Origin of the sequence: Psychromonas ossibalaenae ATCC BAA-1528, from assembly GCF_000381745.1 — a bacterium.
GTDB classification, from domain to species: Bacteria; Pseudomonadota; Gammaproteobacteria; order Enterobacterales; family Psychromonadaceae; genus Psychromonas; species Psychromonas ossibalaenae.
Genome location: NZ_KB907037.1, coordinates 1 through 25633, shown reverse-complemented (window position 1 = coordinate 25633; position 25633 = coordinate 1). Strand labels below are relative to the sequence as shown.

The following is a 25633-nucleotide window of genomic DNA, read 5'->3' as shown; positions in this document are numbered from 1 at the left end:
TTTAATATTTCACGCTCCATTTCCAAGCGTTTTACTTGTGCTTTTAACTTACGGATCTCGTCCTGCTCTGGAGTTAGTTTACCGTTTCCTCTAAATGCATGGCCATCATCATTTTCTGCCTCTTTTATCCAACGGCCCAGAATCTGAGGAGTAATCTCTAAGTTTCTAGCTGCTTCTGCAATATTGTAATTTTGCTCTCTTACCAGCGCAATGGCATCAAGTTTGAACTCTTTTGAATAGGTTTTACGTGTTTTCATTTCAATCTCCAGTTAAATCAATTATGTCTTAACTGGGTTAGTCGAATCAATTAAACCACGTCAAAATAAGGCGGTGTATAAGCTACTTATTGCTTTTAAGATAACCTTTAAGGGCATACACCGAAAATACAGCTATCGTTTTAAAGAAACCAAGACCAACAACTTGGCGGTAAAATTTCCATTGGTATTTTACTGCACTCCATTTATGCTGACTCATTCCGCTGTCTATTCGATATTTTGCTAATACTTCATTTAAACAGTATGCCTTTGGAGCAACCTTCAGGATATTCAACCACAGCCCCATATCTTGGCGCTTTCGAATTAAGGGCATGTATTGCTTACCAACATACTTCGTATCATATATCGCAGTTAAGCAGCCAATTACATTACTATAAAGTAGTTGTTCATATGTTGTTTCCGAAGGAGGCTTAATGATGCTTAAATCGTTTTTTTCAGTAAATTTTTGATAAGCGGTATAAGTAAAAGCGTATTTATTTTTCAGCATAAAGTCGATTTGCTTTTCTAGCTTTTCAGGGAGCCAGATATCATCAGAGTCAAGAAATGCGATAAAGCGCCCTTGAGCTTGTTTAATAGAGTTATTTCTCGCATTACCCGCGCCACCATTGTCAGCTAAACAAAACAACTTAATACGGCTATCCTTCTTAGCATACTGCTCAACTATTTTTACGCTGTCATCTGTTGATAAGTCATCAGTAATCAATAGTTCCCAATTTGTGTAAGATTGGGTTAATACTGTTTCAATACTGTCAGAAAGAGTTATTGAAGAGTTATATATAGGCATGATGATTGACACCAATTGCATATCACTCATCACACGCTCTTCTAAATGCCAAGACATTATTATTCATCATATAACTCACTCACAACTCTATTTGTTAAAATGGCCTCCCAACTATACTCATTTCTTATTGCTAACATCTTTCCTTGTATGTCCATATAATTTTCAATGGCATAACGAACAGCATTCAAGACTGACTCCTCATTATCCCGGTCAAAAATAAGCTTCTTTAGACCGTGCTTTATCAAAAACTCATTATTTTCGCCGACATCACTTGAAATGAATACTTTTCCATATGCGAGAAGCGTATAAAGTACACCTGATTGAGTTGCATCTTTATAAGGTAAAATAAAGACAACATTTCGACTTATTAAATCAGTAAGTTCTTTAGTAGACAAGTACCTATCAATAACATAAATTGAATTTTTTTTACTAAGTAAAGTCTTTAAAGGTACAAGTGTTTTAGACCACTTTCCATGAATCTCTATTGGTACTGTTAACTTATAATTATCAAATAGATCAACACCTTTGTATTCTTCAACTCGCCCCCAAAATATGATTTTTTTTTCAACGGCAGTAACTTTATTTACAGCGGAAGCTTGTACTCCACCTATTGGCATAACTCCATGCTGAAGCAAGAAATTATACTTATGTTCCCCATAGTTATTTATAAAATTTCTTTGCGTATAATTACTAACAAAAACTATTTTTTTAGCTATTTTCATAATTAATAGATACGGAAAATATCGTTTTTGTGGGTAACTATGTGGAACATCATTATGATAAGTGAAAATAATTTTTCTTTTCAAAACAAGAAAAAATGGAAGCTCTATTAATAAGAAAACACTCCAAATAAAATGAATTTTTTCATAATGATTTCTTTTACAAAACAATGTAGTTAATAAATAAATATAATTTAACACTCCATTTATTTTATTAATCTTACTCGGTGAAATGGTATATTCGCACAAAGTAACATTCTTCAATTCTTTTAATTTTTCGATATACTCATAGTTGCTCTCACATGAAGAATAATAAAAATCGATATGTTTTTCCTGACTAACCTGACTTATGTAAAAATAGTCATATGGCAGAGAATAAGAAGAAGGATCAATGATTGCTATACGCTTGATAAATAATTCCTTTTAAAAACTACATGCTATCTAAAAACTCTTAGTCTTCTTAGATTTTTTTTTCGTAATACATTCTTTAGTTTCTTAATTTTAGCTTTATTTCCCATAGATATACTGTTTTCTGAATAGTGGCCTTTCATCACACCTCCAGCACCAACAACATGGTTTTTGCCAATATTCGTACCAGGCAAAATTGTCACTCGATTAGCAATCCAAGTGTAATCACCAATAACTACCCCGTTTTTGCGAAGCTCATGACTCTCACTTTCAGGATGGTGCTCTAAAGACCAAATATTAACTTGTGGGGCAATATCAACATTATCACCAATAATAATTGGTGCTCCTCTCCCATCTAATATGGAATCAAAGTTGATATTTGAATTTTTACCAACTGTTATATTTCTAATATCTAAAATACGAACGCCTAAACCAATGGAAGCCTCCAAACTAATCCTACCGTTTGATAGATAATAATAAAACCTCATCCGTATTGTTCGAGAAGGTATTTTATTCAAAATATGATTAATAAAGTAAAACACTAAACCTTTTAAGATTTCTTTCATTTACAAACCTTATTCTTAGTAAATATAAGCATTTTCACTAAATAAGCAGAAAAACTTAAAACAACTCCATAGTATTTTTTTGATACTCTAAAATACTCTTTGTATCCATTCGTTCGGTTAATATCACTTATCCCACCATCTCTTTGAGTTGCAATGAATGAACTTAGTTCAACATATTTCTCTTTTTTTACTCCCCTCATTAATAAATCTACATCCATGGCTATTTTATAATCAAGGTCAAATAAACCATATTTCTGATAATAAGAGCGAGTTACAAAAGAAGAACAATGGCTAAATGGAACAGAGAGACACCAGCCTAATTTTGTATCTCTTTTTTCTCTTTTTATACCTTGCATAGTGATTTTATAAGTTTTACCAAAAAAAATTTTTGATAGGGGGTCTGATTGAGATTGGTATTTTTCAGCAACTACTTCAAAAGCACCTTCTTCATAATAATCGTCCGCATTAATTAAACCAATGAGCTCACCAGTACAGCAACGTATACCTTTATTAAAAGCATCACTAATACCAAAGTCTTTTTCACTTATCCAATAGTCTATCTGATCATTATATTTATTGATTATCTCTAAAGAGGAATCTGAAGATCCACCATCAATAATAATATACTCTACATTGTCATAATTTTGAGTAAGCACACTTTGAATTGTTTCTTCTAAATGCAACTCTCCATTATACACAATGGTTACAATTGATATTAAAGGGGTAATCTTATTTGAGTGCTTGAAATCCCCCTTGAATCTTCTCCCTCCTTCAGAGAGGCGATCAATATTGGGGGGAATAAATAAATGAGTCTGATATTTATCTGAAGCTTGATTAATTATAATGGGTTCACGGCTAATCAGCATCTTTGTAGTGCTTACCTTTTTACTATTCAATTTATTCTCAATATTATCAAGAGTTAGCATCAGTTAACCAAAAGTCATGTTCAGGCTCTGCTACTTTTTTAGCAATAACAACTTGGAAAGGCCTAAATGATGGTATCAAGCATAATAATTTAAACAGTAATTTTTTAAATCCATTCAATGATGTATTCTTATCATAATAATAATATTCATTAATGGAATTAAACCCCATTCTTCCAGTTAACTCTTTTGTTTCTACTAAAGTGTACTCTCTCCAATGAAGGCCAACGATCATATTACAATTCCTATCAAACTGTTTAAAGTAATCATCAATCTTATTGTGGATAGATTTGCCAGCTAACAATTTTATACGGTTCAAAATATAAGCTTGGTTTGGCATTCCAATATACAGATATCCCCCCTTCTTTAGGATTCTATTTAGCTCCTTTAATATTAATAAGGGATTAAAGTTTAAATGCTCAATGACCTCACAAATAACCACGACATCAAATGAATTTGATTCAAATGGCAACTCATGATTTTTTAAGTTTATAGAATGAAAAGGAATATCATACTTTTTATATAGCTCAACTAAAGAGTTAGACTCATGAAATTCTGGTATTTCAGTCGCAGAAACATCATACCCCATGCCTTTTAAAGTAATACTAACAGGCCCTAAAAAAGCGCCTACCTCTAATACTTTCTTACCTTTCCTATCATTAAATAGCAAATCAACATCCTGGACAGTTCGGACATATGAGTCTCTTAAAGTAGATAAATATTCATACTCTCCGTCACCAGTCCCTTCATTTCCCAACATATTAATTGGGGTGTTTTTATAGCTATCAACAACTTCATGTACTATTTTAGAATAATCCATACCTTCCCTGTAACAATTTAATATCGTAGTCAATACGTATCACTGAAAATTAAACACCTTCAAATATTTATTACTCCCAACACTCTCTTATATAACTATATTCATTAAATATATTTTCCAACCGAGTATAAAAACTTAATTCACTCCAACCATCTAGTATTTGACTGCCAGCATTAACCTTATTTTGAACAAGCTCAGTATTTTCCATTATTGTAAGTAAATTATTTACCAGGCTTTTAGGCTCGGCTAAGTCGATAAAGAAAGCAGCGTCTTTCACTTGTTCTCTAAAGCAAGGAAGATCGGAATAACAAACAGGTGTTTTATAAGCAAAAGCTTCTAAAGGCGGAATATTAGTAGGACCTAGATAAGTGGGCATTACTAATGATAGTGACTGTTCATATAATGCAGGAATATCTTCACTTGGGGCAAACCCGATATAGTGAATCAACTCAGCAATACCATACTCTTCCGCCTTATTTAAAATATACTGCAAATTCCCCTTATCTGATCCACAAAACACTACATCAAGTAATATGTTATGCTCTTCTTTTAATATTCTGAGCGCTTTTAAAATATAAATATGATTCTTATGAGCCCAAAATTGAGCAGGATAAAAAATATATTCATGATTTAGCTGATACTTATCTTTAATATTAATGTTTTTACTTTCAGCAAGCGCTATATTTGGTAAAAAAGGTAATACCTCAACTCTCTTTGGATCTAAATTATATTTTTTAAGCGTGTACTCTTTACCATAATAGGAGTCGACAGTTACTTTCATGGCTCTTTTTAAGCTTTTTGTATATAACTGCTCTCTAAACTCAAAAATACGATTATTACTGACCTCTGGAAACTCTAAAATATCGAAATGCCCTAGGTCCCACAGGGTAAAAATATAGGGTATATTAGTTACAGCTTGAGAAAGCGTATTCGGTGATAAAAAATACAATAAGTCGATATTATCTTTTGATAGCTTTCGCTCTATATAAGAAAATCCCAAACCTATCTTTTTCAGAACGTTAAAAGCAAGTAGATTGCTCACAACAATACGATGGACTTTAGCTAATAAGCCTTCTTTTACTATAGATATTGGTAACTCTAATTCAGCAAACTCATCAATAGTACTTTGGCTTGTCGAATAAAACTTAAAGTTATATTTATCTTGGTTATATTTTTTAATTAACTTCAATACCATATATTCATATTGAAATCCGCCACCAGCCTGCAAACCAGAACCGATAAATACAGCAATATTTAATTTTTGAGTAGCCATACCACATTCCAACTATTAAAATCAGGCGTTTTTTTATTCAACCATTCATATTTTTTTTCAATCTTAAATCCGAATTCTTTACATATAAGCTCAAGCTCTGTATCAAAAAAATATCGCATTTTATGTAACTCTTTTTTATTTACAATCTGATTAGTACTTTTATCTTCAATGAAAATATCATAATTAACATCAACCACATTGTCCTGTGCATATAATACTGGCTCAGCTATCCGCGTGATTTTTAAGAATTCACTTTCTAATCGCTTTACCCTAGTTGCAGGTAAATCGGTTAATACCGCAGGGCCATACCAAAAATCAAAAATGAAAATGCCACCATTTTTCAAATGTTTTTTAACAACATCAAAAGCTGCATGTAATTTCTCTTGTGAATTTTGATAACTCATCACATGAAATAGGGAAATTACCACATCAAATTTTGATTCTAATTTTAAATTTTGAATACTTGAGTGCGTGAACTTTAGAGCCCCCTCTCTACCTTGCCTCCGCTGTTCAGCAACAGCTAACATCTCTTGACTTAAATCGACACCATGGACATTAAATCCTTTGTCACACAACAACTGAGCATGCTTACCGGTGCCACAGCCCAAATCTAATATTGAAGAAGACTTTGTACTATATGAACGAATAAGCTCTTCAATATAACTTACTTCACCCTCATAATTTTTTTCACTGTACAACAGATCATAATACTGCGCGTATAATTCACCAAACTGACTCATGATAAAACCTTATGTAAAACATCAGATACTTCGTGAATTTGTTCAAGCGTGATGCCTAATCCACTCGGTATATAAAAGCCTTGTTTGTAGAGCTTTTCACTATTGGGCAGAGTTACATCACTAAATAACCCCATATTATTGAATACTGGCTGTTGATGCATAGGGTAGAAGAAAGGTCGGGTACCTATTTTATAGTGACTTAGTTCATTCATCACTTGTTTAGCCGTTTTTTGAGAATTATCCTTGAGCATAATGGTATATACCCAGTAAATATTGTCACAATAATCAGTACAGGCAATTGGTAAGACTACGGATTCAATATCGGCTAATAAATTATTATAAGTTTCACCAATCCATCTTTTTTTCTTTACCACATTTGTAATATTTTCTAGCTGAGCAACGCCCAAAGCCGCTTGCATGTTAGTCATACGGTAGTTATAACCAAGCTCTTCATGGACAAATCTATCTTCAGAAAAACATAAATTACGTAAACTTTTAGTCCGCGCATCTAACGCTATTGAATCACAAAGCACCATACCACCTTCACCTGTTGTGATTTGCTTGTTCGGATAAAAGCTAAAAATACTTATATCACCAAAACCGCCGCACTTCTTCCCTTTATACTCTTGCCCTAACATTTGCGCGGCATCTTCAATCACTTTAAGTTTGTGCTTTTTGGCTAACTGTAAAATAGCATCAACATCAACGGTTAAACCGAATATATGAACCACCATAATCGCTTTGGTTTTTGCCGTTATCAAAGGCTCAATCTGTGTAACATCCATATTAAAGGTATCAATATGACTATCAACTAAAACGGGTGTTACACCACGATTCACCAACGCTTGCGCACAGGAGATAATAGTAAATGAAGGCATAATTACTTCATCACCTTTTTGTAACTCGAGGGCTGCGACAGCAATATCAAGCGCAGCGGTGCCATTTGCACAGGCAGTTGCATACTCTCTACCAACATAGTCCGCGAGCTCATCCTCAAACCGTTTAACAAAAGGGCCTTCACTGCTTATCCAATTAGTATCAATACACTCGTTTAAGTATTTTTTTTCATTACCATTTAACAATGGCGTATTAACGGGGATCATTATGATAATTCCACATCGTTTCTGGAGACAGGCTCGAACCTAACTTTATCCATTTCACCAGCATAAGGCCCCTGTTTCACCTCAATGATTTCACTGTCTTCAAGCATTTCAAAACCATGACCACCATAAGCAAGTAAAACCACATCTCCTTGATTTAAAACCTTACTTTCTAAATAGACCTTTTCATCATCATAATAATCAACTCGCACTTTGCCACTTTTAATAACCAGCACCTCTTGAGTAAAATGCACATCACGTTGTACAGGATTATGCACATGTGGAGGGATAATGTAGTTTTTGGCTCTGTTCATATACGCCAATTGCTGAGAAAAATCATTTGGCGTAAAAAACTCAATGCCTTCAGCTTTATAATTTGCCCGGATAATTACAGATAACATTTTATCTTGATGCATTACTTGTTCGATCATTTGATAATTTCCAAAATAAAATGAAGATAAATACTTTCTCCAACATCTAATTTATTCCGAACTGCATAAAGCCTATAGTTCATATTTTCTTCAGCAATCACACGTAGCACCCTATCTCTTAACTTTAAAGCGCTATATTTACGACTAGATGGGACTTCCCCTGCATTCCAATGAATATACTCTTTGGAATCCCTATCCCCATAACCTTTTTTATAAAAATTAGGAGAAGTGTAATGGCATGCATGAGTGTGCATATATAAAGGTGAAATAACTGCTTTTCCCCCTTTTTGTAATACCCGAGATAACTCACCAATCAGTTTCACATCAGCAGTATCTACAAACATTTCGTAGGCACACTGTAAAGATGCCCCACGCACACTATTACATTGAAAATCTGTTTTGGTAGCATCCATCACTCTATAGTTAGGCAATGCTGAATAACATTTGGACTTTTCAAGGTCTATAGCATAAGAGTTTATTTTGGCATCAGAAAGGATATTCCCCCAAGGGGAGTTGCATGCAGCGATATCTAAATATATATCTGATTCCTGATAATCGTCGAGATTTAATAAATCATAAGCGACATAGTGTTCTAATATTTTTTCATCCCAAATTCCAGATTTTTTTCCTCCATGATAATTATCAGGAAATGGAAAATCACTTTGAAATTTTTTATACTTTTCAATATCAACATAATAATCTTCGACTGTGATACCTAACTCATTAAATTCAGACTCTATTTGCAATAGCTCTGCCTGCAACGGGTCAATATATTGCGTACTATTACGATGCTTTATTCTATAAAAAAGCAATGTGATTCCTCTAACAAACACTAACTTACACGCCAATAATGTAAGAATCACTCCATAAACCTTATAATAATTAAATGCTTTTTTAAGCATTGATATCTCCATTTTCTATATAACTATCTCGCTTTATCCAAGAAAGTAAGCACTTATCGGCCTTAACCTCTTTTTGGTGAAACACATACCCTTTTATATATGCTGTTTCTGTTTCAACACCTTTACATAAGATATACTTTTTAATAAATAGCTTTAGTTGTTTCTTGAGTAGGTGGATCGGCTTATTTTCCCGTATTGCAGTATATGAATCAGATATTGCTTGATTAAAAGCTCTCTGAGAAAAGTATTCTTGAGTAAGGCGATTCTTTGAAGCCAAATGGAATACCGAAGCTTTAGGATTAAAAACAGTTTTGTACCCTTTACGACGAACATACTGCGATACGGTGGTTTCTCCATCACCACGGTACTTTATCAATTCTTGTGGCATGCCATCGGGATGAAATCCCCCGGCTTCTAACAAGACATTTTTTCTGATAGAGAAATTACAGCCAAATACATATAAAGGAGAGATTTCAATCTGTTCATCACCGAAGTCTAGCAAGCTTAATGTGCCTAATACTTTTTTATTACCACCTTTGAGCCACTGTTCCTCTATCCAATCTGGAGGAGTCACTTCAAAGTCAGGAAGGTTTTTACCTCCTACTAAAACCACTTCTTGATCTAAAAATGTGTCATTAATGGCTTCCAGCCAAGTTGGAAAAGCTTTTATATCATCATCACCATAAACCAGAATATTTGCACGAGAGGCTAATAACCCCCTATGCCTTCCTATATGAAGGCCAGGAGTTGGATCATAAATGTAAATTAAGTTTTTAATCTGAGCATTGAAACTAGATACAACCTCTTTTGTATTGTCAGTCGATCCATTATCGACAACAATGACCTCAAAAAGATCCTGAGAGAATGTTTGCTGAGTTAAGCTTTGCAATGCACCAATTAAGGCATCTGCTCGATTTCGAGTGGGGATAATGACTGATAATTGCATCTTATTTTATGCTCCCCCACCATAAATTAGGCAATGACTCAAAGCTAGACACATTACCTATAACGTCTTCGTCTATCACTTTTCTGACCCCCTCAGCCCACCCAATATCATGAAATACTACAACAGAACCTTTTTGTAGCATCGGAGAGTAGCTATCCCAGTCTGCTTTTACACCATCATATGTATGGTCACCATCTATAAATAATAAATCAATATTTCCACCTGCTAATAAACGCACCTTATTTACTACTTCATAGCTTAGACCTCTAACCATTTTTATTTTTCTTAAAAAATATTTACAGTTATACTTAAATTTATGGAAAGTATCTATATTCCCTTCTGTCATTGCATCATTATTCCAAGTGTCAATACAATACAAAGCTGAGTCATCATGAGTAAACCCACCTGCAATAAAACACGAGGAGGCCCCAACATATGAGCCGATTTCAACTGCAATACACTTTTTAGCAAAACCTCTCGATAATTTATACAGAACTCTTTTTTCTTGAGATGTAAGGTGAGTCTGAATACCATCTGCATCTAGCAAGTGTATATTTTCTTGAAGAAATTTTTTGTGGCTATTTTTCTCTTTAAAATTTTGAACTGTATTAATAATTTTTCTTAATAGTTTTTTAATTATTCTTTTCACTAGTTAGTTCCTCGACAGTTTTCTCATTACACAGCAAGCCCCTGACTCTTAATCAAACTTTCAAAAAATAACAGGTAGGTATTAAAAATTACGACTTCTGTGTTTTAAAATATATAAGGAATGACAAACTATTATCATTTTTATTTTTTCAATACCCAGGAGCATCATGTGCTTTATATTTACTAGTTGGAAACAAATTTACCGATAGTTTCACCAAACTTAGTGTTCTAAACCAAGTCGCAAATAAGTGGCTTTCATTGATATTGGCTGTTAATGATTCATGTCCATACCACATACCTTGGTTTTGCCTAAACACAAAGCCACCATCATTCATTTGATTAGATAGAATCCAAACAAATGCTCTGCTCAAAGCTTTCCTTGCGTTGATATTCTCATCATCCGATAAGTGTAAAATAAGCTCAATAGAGTCAATATCTTCGCATGCACTAGAGTTTAAATTCACTCCAAAACCACCCAGTCTATTTTGAGTTTGTAATGCATACTCCAGTATTTCTTCACCACACTCTATACGTCTATTATCATAGAAATAAAGCATAAGAAGGTGGTAAGCAAACTGAATACTTCTTGAAAGCTGTTTGGGGTCACTGACGTCACAGCCCCCCCACATCCCTGTTTTTTTGTTCTTTTTACTATCTAAGTAATTAAATAAATATTCCAATGCTAACTTAGCTTTTTTATCGTCAAAATAATCCCTTTGGTATTGCAGAGCAACTCCAATATTCATGATCTGATTATCAACATCATTCTCATTTTCAAAATAACCATCCCAATCATTTCGATCTAGCCAACTTTTCATATAACCTAAATCATAATATTTCGTAATATACTTAATCTGGTACTTAGGCTTTTTCCCTAGAGCTGTGTACGCGGCTATCATATGAATACCGAGATGCCTTGCTCCCCACCAATCACTATCAGCATAATGCTCATTTAACAGCCGGTCGTCATGCCATAACCCATCAGTTTCTTCCTGAAATGAATCCAAGTATACGACCCATTGGCTTACTTCATCTGCACTTAGGTTTTTTAGCTCTCCATATAAATCAAGTATTAAAAGTGCATATACAGATGAATATAGATTACCGACTTCCTGAGACTGAGAAAATTTATAATTATATTTTTTCCCCTCGACTTTCACTGACTCTAAGTAGTTCAATGTTTGTTTTTTTAATTGTTCAAAATCGAAGTTCATTGCATTTGGAAGTCCGGTTTCAAGCAGCCTTGTTATCAATTCAGCTTCTTCATACTTATGCATTGAAGGGATTAAATATATTAATTTATCAATAGCCGTAATTATTCTGCGAAGCTTTCTAACTAGTACTTTACTAATTTTCAACAACATTTTTGTTTCTCCCACTAATAATACGCATCATTCGAAGAAGAAAGGCTTTATCCAGAATATATATCCCACCTAAATAAACCAATAGGCTAAATGACAAACTTGCTAACATTAATATCAATGAATCTATTTGAGGTAGCAAAATTGAATTCAAAACAACAACAACTAACAGGAGTATTAAGATTGAAAATATATTATGGAATGTTTTTACAAAGCCTATTTTCAATAACTTTTCAGAGACATAGATATGTGAAAAAATTGAAATTAACGCGAGCATTAATCTTGACATTAAAAATATTTCAAAACTAATTTGAGCAGCAATAACATAGACAAAAGCATAAATAAACAAGTTAAAAATTAAAACTTTAGTTTCAAGATCAGGTCGCCCAATAGCTTTATATGCCTCATTATTCAGACCAATTATCCAACTAAAACTATGCATTAATGCTAAAACACCTAAGACACTTCCAATTCCCAGCCACTTTTCTCCAAACACCAGTTCAGCTAATGGCACTTGCACCAAGAAAAGCCCTACACCGATAGGTAATACAAAAAATGAAATACATTTAGAAGTAAATAGTAAAGAGTCTCCAAGGTTTTTTAAATCATTCTGAATACTAGAAAAATAACTATACATGACAGGGACTATAGGCGCCGTTATCAGACCAATCACAGTCATGACGAAATAATTCCCAGTTCGATACAACCCCACTTCATGTAATTTAAAGAAATAACTTAGTACAAAAATATCTCCCCAAATAAAGCACCAAGATAAAAGGCTTGATACTAATACCCACTTCGAAAAGTTAAACATGCTTTTGGCTAACTTAAAATCATAACTATATGTAGGTCGCCAATCGCTAATCATCCATAACACAACCGCCTGAACAAAAAGTGATACCACACTACCTATAACAAGAGCCCAGTAACCATATCCCCAATATGCTAATGTGACAGAAATAATTCCAGGAATAATACTTCCACAAAACCTAGCGTAAAATAACTTTTTATAATTAAAAAACTTTTGTAATAACGCAGTCTGTACTGATGAAAAAGCTCCAGCTATGATAGCCAATCCAGAGATTATGATAACATTCGAAATTTCACTTTGTTGAAAGAATGAAGCCAATAAACCAGACGAGAAAAATAATAACAAATATACTAAAAGCGCTAAAACCACATTTGAGTAAAAGACAATATTACAAGCGTGATTAAGTTTACTATTGTCTTGTATTTGTATAAGTTTTTTAGCTAATCCAGCCTCCCAAAGAATGTTTGATAAAGCAATAATCATCGCAGATGTAGCCACAATACCAAAGTCTTCAGGTGTTAATAAACGGGCGGTAACGATATAAAATAACGGAGGTAAAACTTTCGAAATGACTTCGGAAAGTGCAGACCATTTAACTGAATGAATTAAATTAATGCTCATTAAAACAAACTCGTATTATTCAACGGCTTATTAGCAACTAAAGCATTACCATTTTTAAGCCACTGATATGTAGTTTCTAACCCATCTGTTAGCGGTGTAGAATAAGACCAACCAAGTGACTTCAAACGTTCTACATTCATTAGCTTTCTCGGTGCTCCATCTGGTTTACTGATATCAAATTTTATTTTACCTTTAAATCCCACAACCGTAGCTAGCGTATCGACTAACTCTTTAATCGTACAATCAATACCTGTACCTACGTTTATATGGCTCAACATCGGTTCCGTATTTTTATCGTAACTCTCTTTTTGTAAATTCATCACATGAATAGAAGCACTTGCCATATCATCCACATATAAAAATTCACGTTTAGGCTTTCCACTTCCCCAAACAACAACCAGCTTATCTCCGTTTACTTTTGCTTCATGAAAGCGACGAATTAAAGCAGGGATAACATGGCTATTTTCAGGGTGAAAGTTATCATTAGGCCCATATAAATTAGTAGGCATCACACTGCGATAATCTCGCCCATGTTGGCGGTTGTAGCTTTCACAAAGTTTGATACCAGCTATTTTTGCAATGGCATACGGTTCATTAGTTTCTTCTAACCTGCCCGTTAACAGTGCAGACTCAGCCATTGGTTGATCGGCTAATTTGGGGTAAATACACGAAGAACCTAAAAACAATAATTTTTGAATGTTTGCTAAATGCGCGCTATGAATAACATTGCACTCAATCATAATATTTTCATAAATGAAATCAGCTGGATATGTATTATTCGCGACAATACCACCTACTTTTGCAGCGGCTAAATATACTTGATCAATGTTTTCATGTTCAAAAAAATTTAATACCGCTTGTTGATTGGTGAGATCTAATTCATTTCGAGAACGAAGCACTAATTCAACGTCATTATTATGCTGTAGCTGGCGACAAATTGCTGAACCAACCATACCGTTATGGCCTGCAATAAATATTCTTTGATTTTTTTGGGGCTCTATTTTAGCTTTCATGGGCTACTGACACATCAAAACCGTAGTTTTTTAAAACGGCATGTTGTTTAGCTTTCTCTAAATCATTTACCACCATCTCACGGCATAGCTGTTCTACCGTAATTTCAGGCTGCCAGCCTAACTCTTTTTTCGCTTTTGACGGATCGCCTAATAGTGTTTCCACTTCAGCGGGTCGAAAATAACGAGGGTCTACTTTCACAATAACGTCACCGACTTTTAATGCGGGGGCATTTTCACCTGTAATTGATTTAACAATACCAACTTCATCTAAGTCTTCGCCAATAAATTCTAATTCCAGCCCAGCCTCTTTTGCACTTAACTGTATAAATTCACGTACGCTGATCTGCCTGCCTGTCGCAATAACAAAGTCATCTGGTTTACCCTGCTGCAGCATCATCCACTGCATACGTACGTAATCTTTTGCATGCCCCCAATCACGTAACGCATTCAGATTACCAAGATACAAACAATTTTCTAACCCTTGCGCAATATGAGCAATAGCGCGTGTAATTTTACGCGTTACAAAGGTTTCACCACGACGAGGTGATTCATGATTAAATAAAATGCCGTTACATGCATACATACCATATGACTCACGGTAATTAACTACGATCCAATAGGCATACATTTTAGCCACCCCATAGGGTGAGCGCGGATGAAAGGGAGTAGTTTCTTTTTGTGGGGTCTCTTTCACTTCGCCAAATAGTTCTGAAGTTGATGCCTGGTAAAAACGGGTCTTTTTTTCTAACCCTAAAAATCGTATCGCTTCTAATAAGCGTAATGTACCCATCGCATCTACGTCTGCAGTGTATTCAGGAGATTCAAAAGAAACGGCAACATGAGATTGCGCGCCTAAGTTATACACTTCATCGGGTTGTACGTTATTTATAATACGCGTTAGATTGGATGAGTCAGTTAAATCACCGTAATGAAGAAAGAACTTCTGATTTTTATCATGATTATCTTGATAAATATGATCAATGCGCTCGGTATTTAAAGATGATGAACGACGTTTAATACCATGTACTTCGTAACCTTTTTCTAATAACAACTCAGCAAGGTATGAACCATCCTGCCCCGTTACACCAGTTATTAACGCAACTTTCCTTTTGCTCATTTCAAATACCTTAATTTGATCAGCAAAGATGCTGTATCTTTATCCACAACATCAGAATGAATTTATATTTTATTGTATCAAACTACATCACATTTTAGATGCTGTTAAAACTGATTATGAAGAGATCGTCCGCTGTTTGATAGCTTTTAGCCTATACACAGTGTATCAGATGAAGTTAGGACAAATATAGTTAACTTACCTCCTGCAGAGAGGTGACGCATTCAAAGAGCTAAAGCCCCCCCCCCCCCGCTAAGGCGTACTATACTTTTAGCTTTAATTAATTTCAGCGTTAACCGTTTTTGTACCCGAAAGGTGAATGCAGGAAAGGGACTGTAATACACTATAAGCAGCCACTGAAACACAAAACTACGTCAGCAAAGTGATGGGGTTTTACTGGTACTACAAAGATAGTTTATAAACTAATATTATCTGTTAACCGCAGATACAAAAAAGCTCCGGCAAATGCAGGAGCTTTTCATTGCTACTTAATCAGCTTAAGCAACTCTTAGAAGATAATACGACCACCGAATTTCCAGATGTTGTTCTCCGTGCCATCATAAATACCGTCACCACCTAGATCAAACTGGTAACCAGCGTAACCAATAACATTTGACAGGAAGTTGTATTCAACTTGAACAGCAGATGTGCTGTAAACGGCATTGTCAAGTTTGTCATCTACTTGTTCTTCATAGTTAACACTGAAGTTTAAGCTGTTTGCTAGCGCGTAAGCGGCAAGGAATTCGTAGTTGTTAGTTTTCTCGAAATCACCAACATATTCATTCTGTGTATAAACACCAGCAACATATAAACCGTTACCGTAACTACCGTAAGATGCAGAAAGCACTTGCGCTGTTGCATCTTCCTGCTTACCAGAGAATGTAACATTACCCGTGTTATAAGCGTAGTTTAGAGAGAAATCCATTACTTTATAAGTTAATGCGACCTGTGAACGCTGACCGTATGAAGTAATTGAACCAACAGTATCGCTATGAGCGCCCTGCCAACCTAGACCAATACTTAAAGCACCAGCTTCACCAAAGTCTAAACCGTTGCGGTAGCTAACCATCTTATCAGCACGACCAGTACCGATATTGCCGTGATCTGCGTATAGGAAATCATTTGCGAAAGCGATTGGCAAATCGGCAACACCAGCTGCATCATAATATGGTGCCCACTGAGTACCAACAACTGTACGACCGTAAGCTTCATGCGTTAGGCCAAGGTAACCAAGACGAGTAGTAAATGAGTTATCACCGCCGTCCAGCATGTTTAGAGACCATTCAGCTTTTGCATCAGCAACAAAACCGTTGCCAAGGTCACGAGTTGCTTCAATATTAAGGCGAGGAGAAATAGATTCTACTTCAGTATCACCTTCTTCAGAGCCAGTTAGACCCGCAGATACATGTCCACCAACTGCAAAAGTATTTACTTCATCGTTGTATAATTCAACAGCAGATACTGCATTTGCAAATAAAGCAGCAGGTACTGCAATAGCTAATAGTGTTTTTTTCATAATCAATTCTCTTAAGTCAGTGGAATAATTTAATTAATTTGAACTTTATTGGACATTGTTTGTCAATGAGTAGAACACTAACAAAATAAAAACGACATTAAAACATAAACTAAGTCAATCATTTCTAAATAATAGATAATTTCAATGCCGAATTATGGTAAAAACAAGAAACCACAGTTTCTTTAAAGGCCGCGTCTGAATACAAAGTTGCCATCAGGATTGGCAGACAATTAATTGGATAGTTTATTGGGTTTGTTTGATCGCCCAGTCTGCAAACTGCTTTCTGGTTGTTTCATCAGCTTCATTCCACCAGTGATGAAGTTTTTCTTCTGCTATATTCTGCTTACCCGTTAAAGTACTGGTTTCCTTTAACGCTCGCCCTTTTACCTCATTATCATGTTTATCAATTATATTACCGATCACACCATGGTCTACTTCAACTGATAACTTCTGTGAATATGAAGCCGACACACCATGCTGATCCGTAATCATAACCTCAGGGGACTTCGCAAAGGCTTTAGCTTTAGTAAGAGAGCTTATTTTTTCTGCAGGGGAAAGTAGATACTCATCCCCGGCAGTTACCTGCAGAGAAATAATAACAGGTGAAGACTTAACCCGCGTAGAGCCGTTGCCGACATCATCTCTCACTGTATCTATATATTGCACAGCGACTTTCTGCAGACCAACGGGCAGCGTAACCTTATTTATTTTATTAAACAGTGAGCTTGATACCTGCTCGCCGTTTACAGCAATAAACTCAAATTCCTTCGATATTGTCAGTGAGTCAGCCCATATATTAGAGCTGCCCAGCAGCAGTAAACTTACAGCAATAAATTTTTTCATTAGTTACACCTTAAAAACATTTGTAGTCAGATTTAATAAGAGATAGTCATTAAACCCCATAGGGTTACATTAACGGATTTAAACATATTCATATCAGAGTTGAAAAGAATTTAAGCACTTCAGGAGCTTATGGATAAATAATCGAAGTGCTTTATTGGCAGAAGGTAAATATTAAAAACTGATCGGCTTGCGGGCTTTTTTCACTTTAGGCTGTTTAGATTTCTTTTGCACTTTTTCGGGAACGGTCTGGGATGCTGGGTAAGAGGTTTCGATACCTTCTTCCTGCGCAACAAACTCGTAATCTGCTGTTTCACCTTTTAAAGCGATCTGAAAATGCTGATCATTAAAGCTGATCAGGTCCCCAGCATACACTTTTTTGCGCTTTTGAGTTTCAACCTGACCATTAAGAAAAACATAACCTTCGGCGATCACCTGTTTTGCTTCTCCACCACCGGAAACCAGACTTTCGAATTTTAGTATTTTATATAATTCAGTCGGTTCCTGCTTTATCTCGACTAAAGTGGCGTAAATTTCCTGTTCTTGTTCAAACTCGTGGTCGGTCATATCAACTTCTCTTTTCGATTTATTTTGCCGTTAAACTATGATCCCAGTCTTTCCAGACCACTTCATAACCCTGCGCTTTCACCAATTCTGCCATCTGCGCGGGGGATCTGTCATCAGAAATTTCAAACTGTTCGAGGGCTTTTTCAGCCTGCTGTGCATACCCACCCGGCTGGGTGCTAGAGCCCGCACTTAATGTGGTAATACCTAACGGTAACACATGATTTCTAAAATGTTCAGATTCACGTGTAGAAAGTGACAGTTCTACTTCAGGATTAAATAAACGATAAGCACAAATCAACTGTACCAGCTGCTTATCATTCATTTCAGACTTTATTTCCATACCACCTTCACAGGGCCGCAGGCGAGGAAATGAAATCGTATAACGGCTTTGCCAGTATTTTTTCTCGAGGTAACTAAGATGGGCCGCCACATAAAAACAATCGGTACGCCACTCTTCCAAACCAATTAAACAGCCCAGTCCCATTTTATGAATGCCCGCTTGACCAAGCCGGTCATGTGTATCTAAACGATAGATAAAGTCGGATTTTTTACCTTTAAGGTGATGCTGTGCATAGGTCACAGGATTATAAGTTTCCTGATAAACCAGAACTGAATCAACACCGTAATCGATCAGCACTTCATATTCATGTCGTTCAAGGGGCTGCACTTCGATGGTGATATGAGAAAAATGCTTTTTGATAACAGGCAATGCCTGTTTGAAATATTCAACACCGACCTTACGTTCAGATTCACCGGTCACTAATAGAATATGCTCAAAGCCCATCTTCTTGATAGCCAGACATTCATCTTCAATCTGCTGCATATCTAAGGTGGTGCGGCGAATAGCATTGTGCATTGAAAAACCGCAATAGGTGCAGATATTACTGCACATATTAGATAGATACAGCGGGATATAAAACTGCTGAGTTTTACCAAAGCGCTGCAGGGTGAGCTGTTGAGACTTCAAAGCCATCTGTTCTAAAAAGGGTTCAGCAGCTGGTGAAATCAACGCTTTAAAGTCTTCTAAATCTAAACGAGATTTAGATAAAGCACGCTTAACATCCCCTGCATCCTTACTATATATAGAAAGACGAATATCATCCCAATGATAGTTTTTTATCTGCTTGCTAAAACTCATATTATTCCTTAAGGGTGAGTATTCAGGATCAATTATCTGCTTTGCAGGCAAGGAAAAAACGCGCAGTTTATAAGTATAAAAAGCACTTTAACGCAGGCGGCAAAGCAGATTACAACGAGGTGATAATTATCCGGCTTCTAAAAAGGCAGTCAGCGGACTTGATGCAACCGCATGATTAACCTGCCCGGCTAAACCGGAAAGATAAGCCTGCCGCCCTGCCTGTACCGCTTTAGCAAATGCTTCACTCATGGCGACGGGGTTGCCGGCCACTGCCATTGCAGTATTGACTAATACCGCATCGGCACCCATTTCCATGGCTAATGCAGCATGGGAAGGACTGCCGATTCCTGCATCAACAATAACCGGAAGATTTGCCTGCTCAATAATAATTTCTAAAAACTCAAGAGTTTTCAGTCCTTTATTTGAACCGATCGGCGCCCCTAAAGGCATCACGGCAGCACAGCCCGCAGACTCTAAATGTTTGCACAAAACAGGATCGGCATGCACATAGGGTAAAACTACAAAACCATCATTGGCTAAGGTTTCAGCGGCTTTCAATGTTTCGATAGGATCCGGCAGCAGGTATTTAGGATCCGGGTGAATTTCTAACTTAACCCAGTTTGTCTGCAGTGCTTCCCGCGCTAACTGCGCAGCAAAAACGGCTTCTTTAGCATTACGCGCCCCGGAAGTATTAGGCAGTAAATTCAACCCGTTTTTAATCAGCGGCGCGAGAATATCATCATCTTTATGCTGCATATCAACGCGTTTTAACGCCATAGTGACTAATTCAGACTGTGAAGCACGCAGTGCATCAACCATAGTCTGCTGATCGTTAAATTTACCCGTCCCGGTGAATAGCCGCGAAGTAAAGGTTTTATCCGCGATAACCAGCTGGTCATTGTCGACCATTTCATTAAATAACATCATCAGCCCCCTGCTATTGCTTGAAAGAGGGAGATATGATCGCCCTCCTGTAAAGAATAATCACTCCACAACGAGCGGCTTAATATATTCTGATTAACAGCAACAGCGGTTCCTTGTAATGGTTTGTCCAGCGCTTCCAGGAGCTCTTCAATATTACAATCTGGTGCAATCTCTAAGGTTTGTTCATTTACAAATACATTCATCGATTTTTCCCACACACACTGCATTCAGGATCTTTTTTAACGGCAAAGGTCTGCCAGTCCAACGTTTTGCCATCAAACAACTTGAGTTTATTTTTGATACCTGAAGGTAAACCGACAAGATGTTTAATCGCTTCAAGTGCCTGCATAGTGCCGATCGTACCAACAACCGGACCAAGCACGCCGGAATTACTGCAGTTAAGAGCCTGCTCATCACTATTAGGGAATAAGCAGTGGTAACAGGCAGAATCAGCCTGGCTATGATCAAAAAACATTAGCTGCCCTTCTAAACGAATGGCTGCGCCAACAATCAGCGGTACTTTGGCTTTTACACAAGCAGCATTAATCATCTGACGACTGGCCATATTGTCTGTGCAGTCAAGCACTAGATTAACCATCATCAATTCCATCAGCAGCTGCTCTTCTGCCATCTCCTTATTAATACTGCGCACACGAATTTCCGGGTTAATCATTTCCAGGCGGTGCTTCATCAGCTCGACTTTATCGCCGCCGATATCACCGGTCTGATAACCAATCTGACGCTGTAGATTACTCACTTCCAGACAGTCAAAATCACATAAAACCAGCGAACCGACACCGGCGGCGGCCAGATACATAGCAGCAGGAGAGCCTAAGCCGCCCATACCAATAATCAGGACCTTGCCGTTTTTAAGATCTTTCTGTCCTAACTCACCAACATCTTCTAATAACAGATGACGGCTGTAACGTAACATTTCCGAATCAGTAAGCATGCTTCACCTCAATAAAATTAATAAATCAGTAGTTTAAAACGACTGCATCACTTGATTAAACGAATCAATCACGGTTTTGGGATCATCACTCAAGGTTATTGCTGTTACCACTGCAATACTGCCGACCCCGGTTTTCCATACGGCCGGCGCTCGCTCTAAGTTAATACCACCAATAGCCACCGTTGGCGTACCAGCAAGCAGCTGCGCATATTTAGCTAAACGTCTTAATCCCTGCGGATCCGAGGGCATATCTTTGGTCTGAGTGGCAAAAATATGGCCGAGCGCAATATAGCTTGGCCTTAACTGCTTAGCGCGCAGCATTTCGTAATAACCATGAGTGCTTAGGCCCAAACGTAATCCTGCATCGGCAATCACAGGAAGATCCGCAACATCCATATCTTCCTGGCCTAAATGCACGCCATAGGCCTGATGTTTAATCGCCAGCTGCCAGTAATCATTAATAAACAGGCGTGCGTTGTATTTTTTGCCCAGAGCAACCGCATCGATTATCTGTTGTTCAACCTGCTCCGGCCGCTTATCTTTAATACGCAGCTGCAGCGTTTTAACGCCCATTTTTAATACTTTTTCAATTAATGGAACACTGTCTAACACTGGGTATAGTCCCAGCTGCAGCGTACCACAAGAAGCAAAACCAGGTCCCGCTTCTAACGTACCGGCAAGATCTAATTCATAACCAATTTTAGACTCCGGCAGGACAACTTCAGGGAAGTCTGCTTTGCTGCTCGGCCAGCCGATATGTGCAACTGCACCTTCACCTTTACCAATCGCTTTTGATGCTTTTAATCCTTGATTTAAATAGGCTTTAGCAATAACTAACGCATCTTCAATAAAATAATTTAAAGCCGTTGCGGCAGCAATCGCACTGGCTAATGTGCAGCCGCTGCCGTGAGTATGTACATTCGTTAAACGTTCACTGCTTAAGGCAATTTCACGTTTACCATCGGTCCAGTAATCCAGCGCAATTTCATCCACCAGCGGAAAATGCCCGCCTTTAATCAGTACACTTTTACAGCCCATGGAGATTAGCTTTTCAGCAGCACCTTTTAATGATTCTCCACTGATTAAAGCGTGCCCGGACAGGGTAAGCACTTCATTGGCATTCGGAGTCAACAAGTCGACACAAGGTAGTAAATCTGATTTTATGACCTCATTGATGCCTTCTTCAACCATACTGTCACCCGTTGATGCCACAGCAACCGGATCGTAAATAACAAAAGGAGGAGTAACCCAGGTTTGTTTAAACTCGACTAGTTTTTCAGCGAGAATCTTTACATGTTTGATACTGGCGATTAAACCAATTTTGATAACCTTGGCAGGCATATCTTCAGCTAAACGCAGCAGCTGTTCGCTAAACATCTGTTCAGAAACGCTTTCCACTAAACTCACAGACTGCGAGTTTTGCGCGGTAACAGCAGTGATAACATTACACCCGTCAGCGCCTAATGCTTTGAAAGTGTGGAGATCAGCTTGAATACCCGCACCGGCACTCGAATCGGAACCCGCGATTGTCCAGACAATATTACTCATTATTTACCTGCTAATTTGAATCTATTAATGCTATCAGATGCACTAGCTTGCTGTATTTCTCTACTAGAAACACAGCAAACAATATAAACGGAAAGTTAAACCTTATCCTAATACCGGAGGCTGATAAATCTCTGCCCCAGAAGCATTAAACTCTTCGGCTTTGTCCGCCATGCCCTGCTCAGCAGTCATAGTAACGGTTTCATCCAGCAGTTGGATAGAAATTTCACCACTGTCTAATTTGTCAGCAAAGGCACGAACATCCTGAGTGATTTTCATAGAGCAGAATTTCGGGCCGCACATGGAGCAGAAATGCGCAACTTTACCGGATTCCTGCGGCAGGGTTTCATCGTGGTATTCACGCGCAGTGACCGGATCTAGGCCGAGATTAAACTGATCTTCCCAGCGGAATTCAAAGCGTGCTTTTGATAAGGCATTATCACGGATCTGCGCGCCGGGGTGTCCTTTGGCCAAGTCTGCAGCATGAGCTGCAAGTTTATAGGTAATCAAGCCGACTTTAACGTCGTCTTTATTCGGCAGACCTAAATGCTCTTTTGGTGTTACATAACATAACATTGCACAACCGTACCAGCCGATCTGAGCAGCCCCGATACCGGAAGTAATATGGTCATATCCCGGTGCAATATCCGTGGTCAGCGGGCCTAATGTGTAGAAAGGCGCTTCAAAACAGTCTTCCAGCTGCTTATCCATATTCTCTTTAATCATCTGCATTGGAATATGACCAGGGCCTTCAATGATAACCTGCACATCATATTCCCAGGCAACTTTTGTTAACTGACCTAAAATTTCCAGTTCCGAATATTGAGCCTGATCGTTCGCATCTGCAATTGATCCCGGACGTAACCCGTCACCTAAAGAAAGTGCAACATCATACTGCTGACAAATTTCACAGATTTCACGGAAATACTGATAGGCAAAGTTTTCTTTATGATGGGATAAACACCATTTCGCCATAATCGAACCGCCGCGGGAAACAATACCAGTGACACGTTTCGCAGTCATTGGTACAAAACGCAGCAGCACGCCGGCATGGATAGTAAAGTAATCCACGCCCTGCTCTGCCTGTTCAATTAAGGTATCGCGGAACACTTCCCAGGTAAGGTTCTCTGCTACACCGTTAACTTTTTCCAACGCCTGGTAAATTGGAACAGTACCGATCGGTACCGGTGAGTTACGCATGATCCATTCGCGGGTTTCATGGATATTACGGCCAGTGGATAGATCCATTACCGTATCGCCTCCCCACAGGGTTGACCATACTAGCTTCTCAACCTCTTCTTCAATTGAAGAGCTCACCGATGAATTACCGATATTTGAATTCACTTTCACTAAGAAATTACGACCGATAATCATCGGCTCTAATTCAGGGTGGTTAATATTAGACGGAATAATTGCACGCCCTTCAGCAATTTCTTTACGCACAAACTCAGGGGTGATTTTCTCCTGCAGATTTGCACCGAAACTATGACCTGGATGCTGAAAATGTAATGCCTCACATTTTACCCGGTCACGGCCCATATTTTCTCGAATTGCTACATATTCCATTTCTGGAGTAATAATGCCCTGGCGTGCATAGTGCATCTGAGTAACACACTTACCTTTTTTAGCGCGAAGCGGTTTGGGTAAATCGGTAAAACGCAGCTCATCTAATGTGTCATCAGCCAGACGCTCTTTAGCAAAATCAGAGCTGACATTTTCTAAAAATTCAACATCATCACGAGCAGTTATCCAGGATTCACGCAGTTTTGTTAATCCGGCATGCACATCAATGTTACTTTTGGGATCGGTATAAGGACCTGATGCGTCATAAACAGGAATCGCTTCATTTTTTTCAAAAACAGGGTGATCGGAGCTGCCTCCGACAAAGGTATCTGCCTGATGAATCTGACGCATCGCAACTTTGATCGGGTGAATTTCACCATCAATAAAGATCTTTTCAGAATTAGGATAGGATTCATTGTTTAAATTTTTAATATAATCCTGTGCAGCCTGGCGGCATTCTTTACGGGATAAATCTTTACGACTGGTGGTTTTTAAATTTGAGTTTACTTGATTAGACATAGCATTCTTTACCTTAATTATTTAAGAGTTTTTAAGAGTGCTTATCGAAAATTCAGTGGAAAGTGTAAAAAAAACAGATCTGTTTTCTTTATGCTTGTTCCCTTCGCAGGTATTAACCCAATCAGGTTCCACGGATCCCACATAAAGACATAAATATACTTACATCTGTGGTCTCAGCCCTAAGGCACTCCGACAAGAAGCAGGCAGTATAGAAGAAAAAACTTCAAACTTAAATAGAGAAAACAGCATTATTTTATGCAGGAAGGCTAGAAAGCTAATTAATAAAACTTACTTATTAGTCGCTAATACGACTTTAATTGGGTATAGAGACAAGGCATGTAGCTTTTGAACAACCTAGAGAAATGACCACCAACAAGCGTCGCAGAGCTCCTCCGCTCATAACACTAGACTGTCGTCTAATTAGACCTGCAGTATTGTTTGTTGAGAACTGGATATGCCGCACCCAAACATTCAGAAAAGCAGACACAAAAAAGCCCCGGTTATTTTCATAACAAGTGACTTTAAAAGAATTCGCTAATTAAGAAATATTATTTCTTAGCAGCTGCTTTTTCTTCTTTAACTTTCTCGATTACAGCTTCTGCAACGCCTTTCTT

At 37.5% G+C, this 25633-nt stretch carries 26 protein-coding genes and 1 riboswitch; all 26 genes read right to left on the bottom strand.

Going from position 1 to position 25633, the window contains the following annotated elements:
• A partial coding sequence (locus tag G327_RS0122065) for a transposase (protein WP_019616808.1) occupies window positions 1-257 on the bottom strand: 257 nt, incomplete at its 3' end.
• An 82-nt stretch (window positions 258-339) separates the two neighbouring features.
• Window positions 340-1089 (bottom strand): glycosyltransferase family 2 protein, encoded by a 750-nt coding sequence (locus G327_RS0122060; RefSeq protein ID WP_019616981.1) that lies wholly within the window; start codon window positions 1087-1089, stop codon window positions 340-342.
• A 29-nt stretch (window positions 1090-1118) separates the two neighbouring features.
• A complete protein-coding gene (locus G327_RS0122055; protein ID WP_245542726.1) occupies window positions 1119-2027 on the bottom strand; it encodes a glycosyltransferase in 909 nt (302 codons plus the stop codon).
• Between the two features lie 188 nt (window positions 2028-2215).
• The gene (locus G327_RS0122050) at window positions 2216-2752 is read right to left on the bottom strand and encodes an acyltransferase (RefSeq protein ID WP_019616979.1); all 537 of its coding nucleotides are present in this window, start codon (window positions 2750-2752) and stop codon (window positions 2216-2218) included.
• On the bottom strand, window positions 2749-3678 hold the full coding sequence (locus G327_RS26315) for a glycosyltransferase family 2 protein (protein ID WP_019616978.1): 930 nt from the start codon (window positions 3676-3678) through the stop codon (window positions 2749-2751). The genes G327_RS0122050 and G327_RS26315 overlap by 4 nt, the downstream gene beginning before the upstream one ends.
• Entirely contained in the window at window positions 3665-4495 is an 831-nt protein-coding gene (locus G327_RS0122040; protein WP_019616977.1) for a class I SAM-dependent methyltransferase, read from the bottom strand. Before G327_RS0122040 ends, G327_RS26315 begins: the two co-directional genes overlap by 14 nt.
• Before the next feature lie 70 nt (window positions 4496-4565).
• Window positions 4566-5768, bottom strand: coding sequence for a glycosyltransferase family 4 protein (locus G327_RS25420; protein WP_019616976.1), 1203 nt, complete (start codon window positions 5766-5768; stop codon window positions 4566-4568).
• A complete protein-coding gene (locus G327_RS0122030) occupies window positions 5750-6508 on the bottom strand; it encodes a class I SAM-dependent DNA methyltransferase (protein ID WP_019616975.1) in 759 nt (252 codons plus the stop codon). The genes G327_RS25420 and G327_RS0122030 overlap by 19 nt, the downstream gene beginning before the upstream one ends.
• On the bottom strand, window positions 6505-7611 hold the full coding sequence (locus G327_RS0122025) for a DegT/DnrJ/EryC1/StrS family aminotransferase (RefSeq protein ID WP_019616974.1): 1107 nt from the start codon (window positions 7609-7611) through the stop codon (window positions 6505-6507). Before G327_RS0122025 ends, G327_RS0122030 begins: the two co-directional genes overlap by 4 nt.
• Window positions 7611-8039, bottom strand: a complete 429-nt coding sequence (locus G327_RS0122020; RefSeq protein WP_019616973.1) for a cupin domain-containing protein — start codon at window positions 8037-8039, stop codon at window positions 7611-7613. Before G327_RS0122020 ends, G327_RS0122025 begins: the two co-directional genes overlap by 1 nt.
• Entirely contained in the window at window positions 8036-8941 is a 906-nt protein-coding gene (locus G327_RS0122015; RefSeq protein ID WP_019616972.1) for a class I SAM-dependent methyltransferase, read from the bottom strand. The genes G327_RS0122020 and G327_RS0122015 overlap by 4 nt, the downstream gene beginning before the upstream one ends.
• Complete coding sequence (locus G327_RS0122010; protein WP_019616971.1) at window positions 8934-9887, bottom strand: glycosyltransferase family 2 protein; 954 nt, start codon at window positions 9885-9887, stop codon at window positions 8934-8936. Before G327_RS0122010 ends, G327_RS0122015 begins: the two co-directional genes overlap by 8 nt.
• Before the next feature lies 1 nt (window position 9888).
• Entirely contained in the window at window positions 9889-10536 is a 648-nt protein-coding gene (locus G327_RS0122005) for a class I SAM-dependent methyltransferase (RefSeq protein ID WP_019616970.1), read from the bottom strand.
• Window positions 10537-10684: 148 nt separating this feature from the next.
• Window positions 10685-11899: a prenyltransferase/squalene oxidase repeat-containing protein gene (locus G327_RS0122000; RefSeq protein ID WP_019616969.1), complete on the bottom strand. Its 1215-nt coding sequence runs from the start codon at window positions 11897-11899 to the stop codon at window positions 10685-10687.
• The gene (locus G327_RS0121995) at window positions 11883-13328 is read right to left on the bottom strand and encodes a lipopolysaccharide biosynthesis protein (protein ID WP_019616968.1); all 1446 of its coding nucleotides are present in this window, start codon (window positions 13326-13328) and stop codon (window positions 11883-11885) included. Before G327_RS0121995 ends, G327_RS0122000 begins: the two co-directional genes overlap by 17 nt.
• Window positions 13328-14341: a GDP-L-fucose synthase gene (gene fcl / locus G327_RS0121990; protein WP_019616967.1), complete on the bottom strand. Its 1014-nt coding sequence runs from the start codon at window positions 14339-14341 to the stop codon at window positions 13328-13330. Before fcl ends, G327_RS0121995 begins: the two co-directional genes overlap by 1 nt.
• Window positions 14331-15458, bottom strand: coding sequence for a GDP-mannose 4,6-dehydratase (gene gmd, locus G327_RS0121985; RefSeq protein ID WP_019616966.1), 1128 nt, complete (start codon window positions 15456-15458; stop codon window positions 14331-14333). The genes fcl and gmd overlap by 11 nt, the downstream gene beginning before the upstream one ends.
• A 505-nt stretch (window positions 15459-15963) precedes the next feature.
• A complete protein-coding gene (locus G327_RS0121980; protein WP_019616965.1) occupies window positions 15964-16971 on the bottom strand; it encodes a porin in 1008 nt (335 codons plus the stop codon).
• A 243-nt stretch (window positions 16972-17214) separates the two neighbouring features.
• The gene (locus G327_RS0121975; protein WP_019616964.1) at window positions 17215-17814 is read right to left on the bottom strand and encodes a YccT family protein; all 600 of its coding nucleotides are present in this window, start codon (window positions 17812-17814) and stop codon (window positions 17215-17217) included.
• A gap of 171 nt (window positions 17815-17985) precedes the next feature.
• Window positions 17986-18378, bottom strand: coding sequence for an RNA-binding S4 domain-containing protein (locus G327_RS25415; protein WP_019616963.1), 393 nt, complete (start codon window positions 18376-18378; stop codon window positions 17986-17988).
• A gap of 19 nt (window positions 18379-18397) precedes the next feature.
• A complete protein-coding gene (thiH, locus tag G327_RS0121965; RefSeq protein WP_019616962.1) occupies window positions 18398-19516 on the bottom strand; it encodes a 2-iminoacetate synthase ThiH in 1119 nt (372 codons plus the stop codon).
• Window positions 19517-19642: 126 nt separating this feature from the next.
• Window positions 19643-20443 carry a thiazole synthase gene (locus tag G327_RS0121960; protein WP_019616961.1) on the bottom strand — a complete coding sequence of 267 codons (801 nt, stop codon included), beginning with the start codon at window positions 20441-20443 and terminating at the stop codon, window positions 19643-19645.
• Window positions 20443-20643 carry a sulfur carrier protein ThiS gene (thiS, locus tag G327_RS0121955; protein ID WP_019616960.1) on the bottom strand — a complete coding sequence of 67 codons (201 nt, stop codon included), beginning with the start codon at window positions 20641-20643 and terminating at the stop codon, window positions 20443-20445. Before thiS ends, G327_RS0121960 begins: the two co-directional genes overlap by 1 nt.
• The gene (locus tag G327_RS0121950; RefSeq protein ID WP_019616959.1) at window positions 20640-21392 is read right to left on the bottom strand and encodes a HesA/MoeB/ThiF family protein; all 753 of its coding nucleotides are present in this window, start codon (window positions 21390-21392) and stop codon (window positions 20640-20642) included. The genes thiS and G327_RS0121950 overlap by 4 nt, the downstream gene beginning before the upstream one ends.
• Before the next feature lie 33 nt (window positions 21393-21425).
• Window positions 21426-22940, bottom strand: coding sequence for a thiamine phosphate synthase (thiE, locus tag G327_RS0121945; RefSeq protein ID WP_019616958.1), 1515 nt, complete (start codon window positions 22938-22940; stop codon window positions 21426-21428).
• A gap of 102 nt (window positions 22941-23042) precedes the next feature.
• Window positions 23043-25019 (bottom strand): phosphomethylpyrimidine synthase ThiC, encoded by a 1977-nt coding sequence (gene thiC, locus G327_RS0121940; protein ID WP_019616957.1) that lies wholly within the window; start codon window positions 25017-25019, stop codon window positions 23043-23045.
• 81 nt (window positions 25020-25100) lie between these two features.
• Window positions 25101-25221: riboswitch (TPP riboswitch) on the bottom strand.
• Window positions 25222-25633 lie beyond the last annotated feature (412 nt).

Coding starts and splice junctions, on each gene's coding strand:
- G327_RS0122025 (WP_019616974.1), bottom strand. CDS start 7,611: ATGATCCCCGTTAATACGCCATTGTTAAATGGTAATGAAAAAAAATAC.
- G327_RS0122050 (WP_019616979.1), bottom strand. CDS start 2,752: ATGAAAGAAATCTTAAAAGGTTTAGTGTTTTACTTTATTAATCATATT.
- thiS (WP_019616960.1), bottom strand. CDS start 20,643: ATGAATGTATTTGTAAATGAACAAACCTTAGAGATTGCACCAGATTGT.
- G327_RS0122000 (WP_019616969.1), bottom strand. CDS start 11,899: ATGTTGTTGAAAATTAGTAAAGTACTAGTTAGAAAGCTTCGCAGAATA.
- G327_RS0122020 (WP_019616973.1), bottom strand. CDS start 8,039: ATGATCGAACAAGTAATGCATCAAGATAAAATGTTATCTGTAATTATC.
- thiE (WP_019616958.1), bottom strand. CDS start 22,940: ATGAGTAATATTGTCTGGACAATCGCGGGTTCCGATTCGAGTGCCGGT.
- G327_RS0121980 (WP_019616965.1), bottom strand. CDS start 16,971: ATGAAAAAAACACTATTAGCTATTGCAGTACCTGCTGCTTTATTTGCA.
- thiC (WP_019616957.1), bottom strand. CDS start 25,019: ATGTCTAATCAAGTAAACTCAAATTTAAAAACCACCAGTCGTAAAGAT.
- G327_RS0122015 (WP_019616972.1), bottom strand. CDS start 8,941: ATGCTTAAAAAAGCATTTAATTATTATAAGGTTTATGGAGTGATTCTT.
- G327_RS0122030 (WP_019616975.1), bottom strand. CDS start 6,508: ATGAGTCAGTTTGGTGAATTATACGCGCAGTATTATGATCTGTTGTAC.
- G327_RS0122040 (WP_019616977.1), bottom strand. CDS start 4,495: ATGGATTATTCTAAAATAGTACATGAAGTTGTTGATAGCTATAAAAAC.
- G327_RS0121950 (WP_019616959.1), bottom strand. CDS start 21,392: ATGCTTACTGATTCGGAAATGTTACGTTACAGCCGTCATCTGTTATTA.
- G327_RS26315 (WP_019616978.1), bottom strand. CDS start 3,678: ATGCTAACTCTTGATAATATTGAGAATAAATTGAATAGTAAAAAGGTA.
- G327_RS25415 (WP_019616963.1), bottom strand. CDS start 18,378: ATGACCGACCACGAGTTTGAACAAGAACAGGAAATTTACGCCACTTTA.
- G327_RS0121995 (WP_019616968.1), bottom strand. CDS start 13,328: ATGAGCATTAATTTAATTCATTCAGTTAAATGGTCTGCACTTTCCGAA.
- G327_RS0121960 (WP_019616961.1), bottom strand. CDS start 20,443: ATGATGTTATTTAATGAAATGGTCGACAATGACCAGCTGGTTATCGCG.
- G327_RS0122060 (WP_019616981.1), bottom strand. CDS start 1,089: ATGAGTGATATGCAATTGGTGTCAATCATCATGCCTATATATAACTCT.
- G327_RS0122010 (WP_019616971.1), bottom strand. CDS start 9,887: ATGCAATTATCAGTCATTATCCCCACTCGAAATCGAGCAGATGCCTTA.
- thiH (WP_019616962.1), bottom strand. CDS start 19,516: ATGAGTTTTAGCAAGCAGATAAAAAACTATCATTGGGATGATATTCGT.
- G327_RS0121975 (WP_019616964.1), bottom strand. CDS start 17,814: ATGAAAAAATTTATTGCTGTAAGTTTACTGCTGCTGGGCAGCTCTAAT.
- gmd (WP_019616966.1), bottom strand. CDS start 15,458: ATGAGCAAAAGGAAAGTTGCGTTAATAACTGGTGTAACGGGGCAGGAT.
- fcl (WP_019616967.1), bottom strand. CDS start 14,341: ATGAAAGCTAAAATAGAGCCCCAAAAAAATCAAAGAATATTTATTGCA.
- G327_RS25420 (WP_019616976.1), bottom strand. CDS start 5,768: ATGGCTACTCAAAAATTAAATATTGCTGTATTTATCGGTTCTGGTTTG.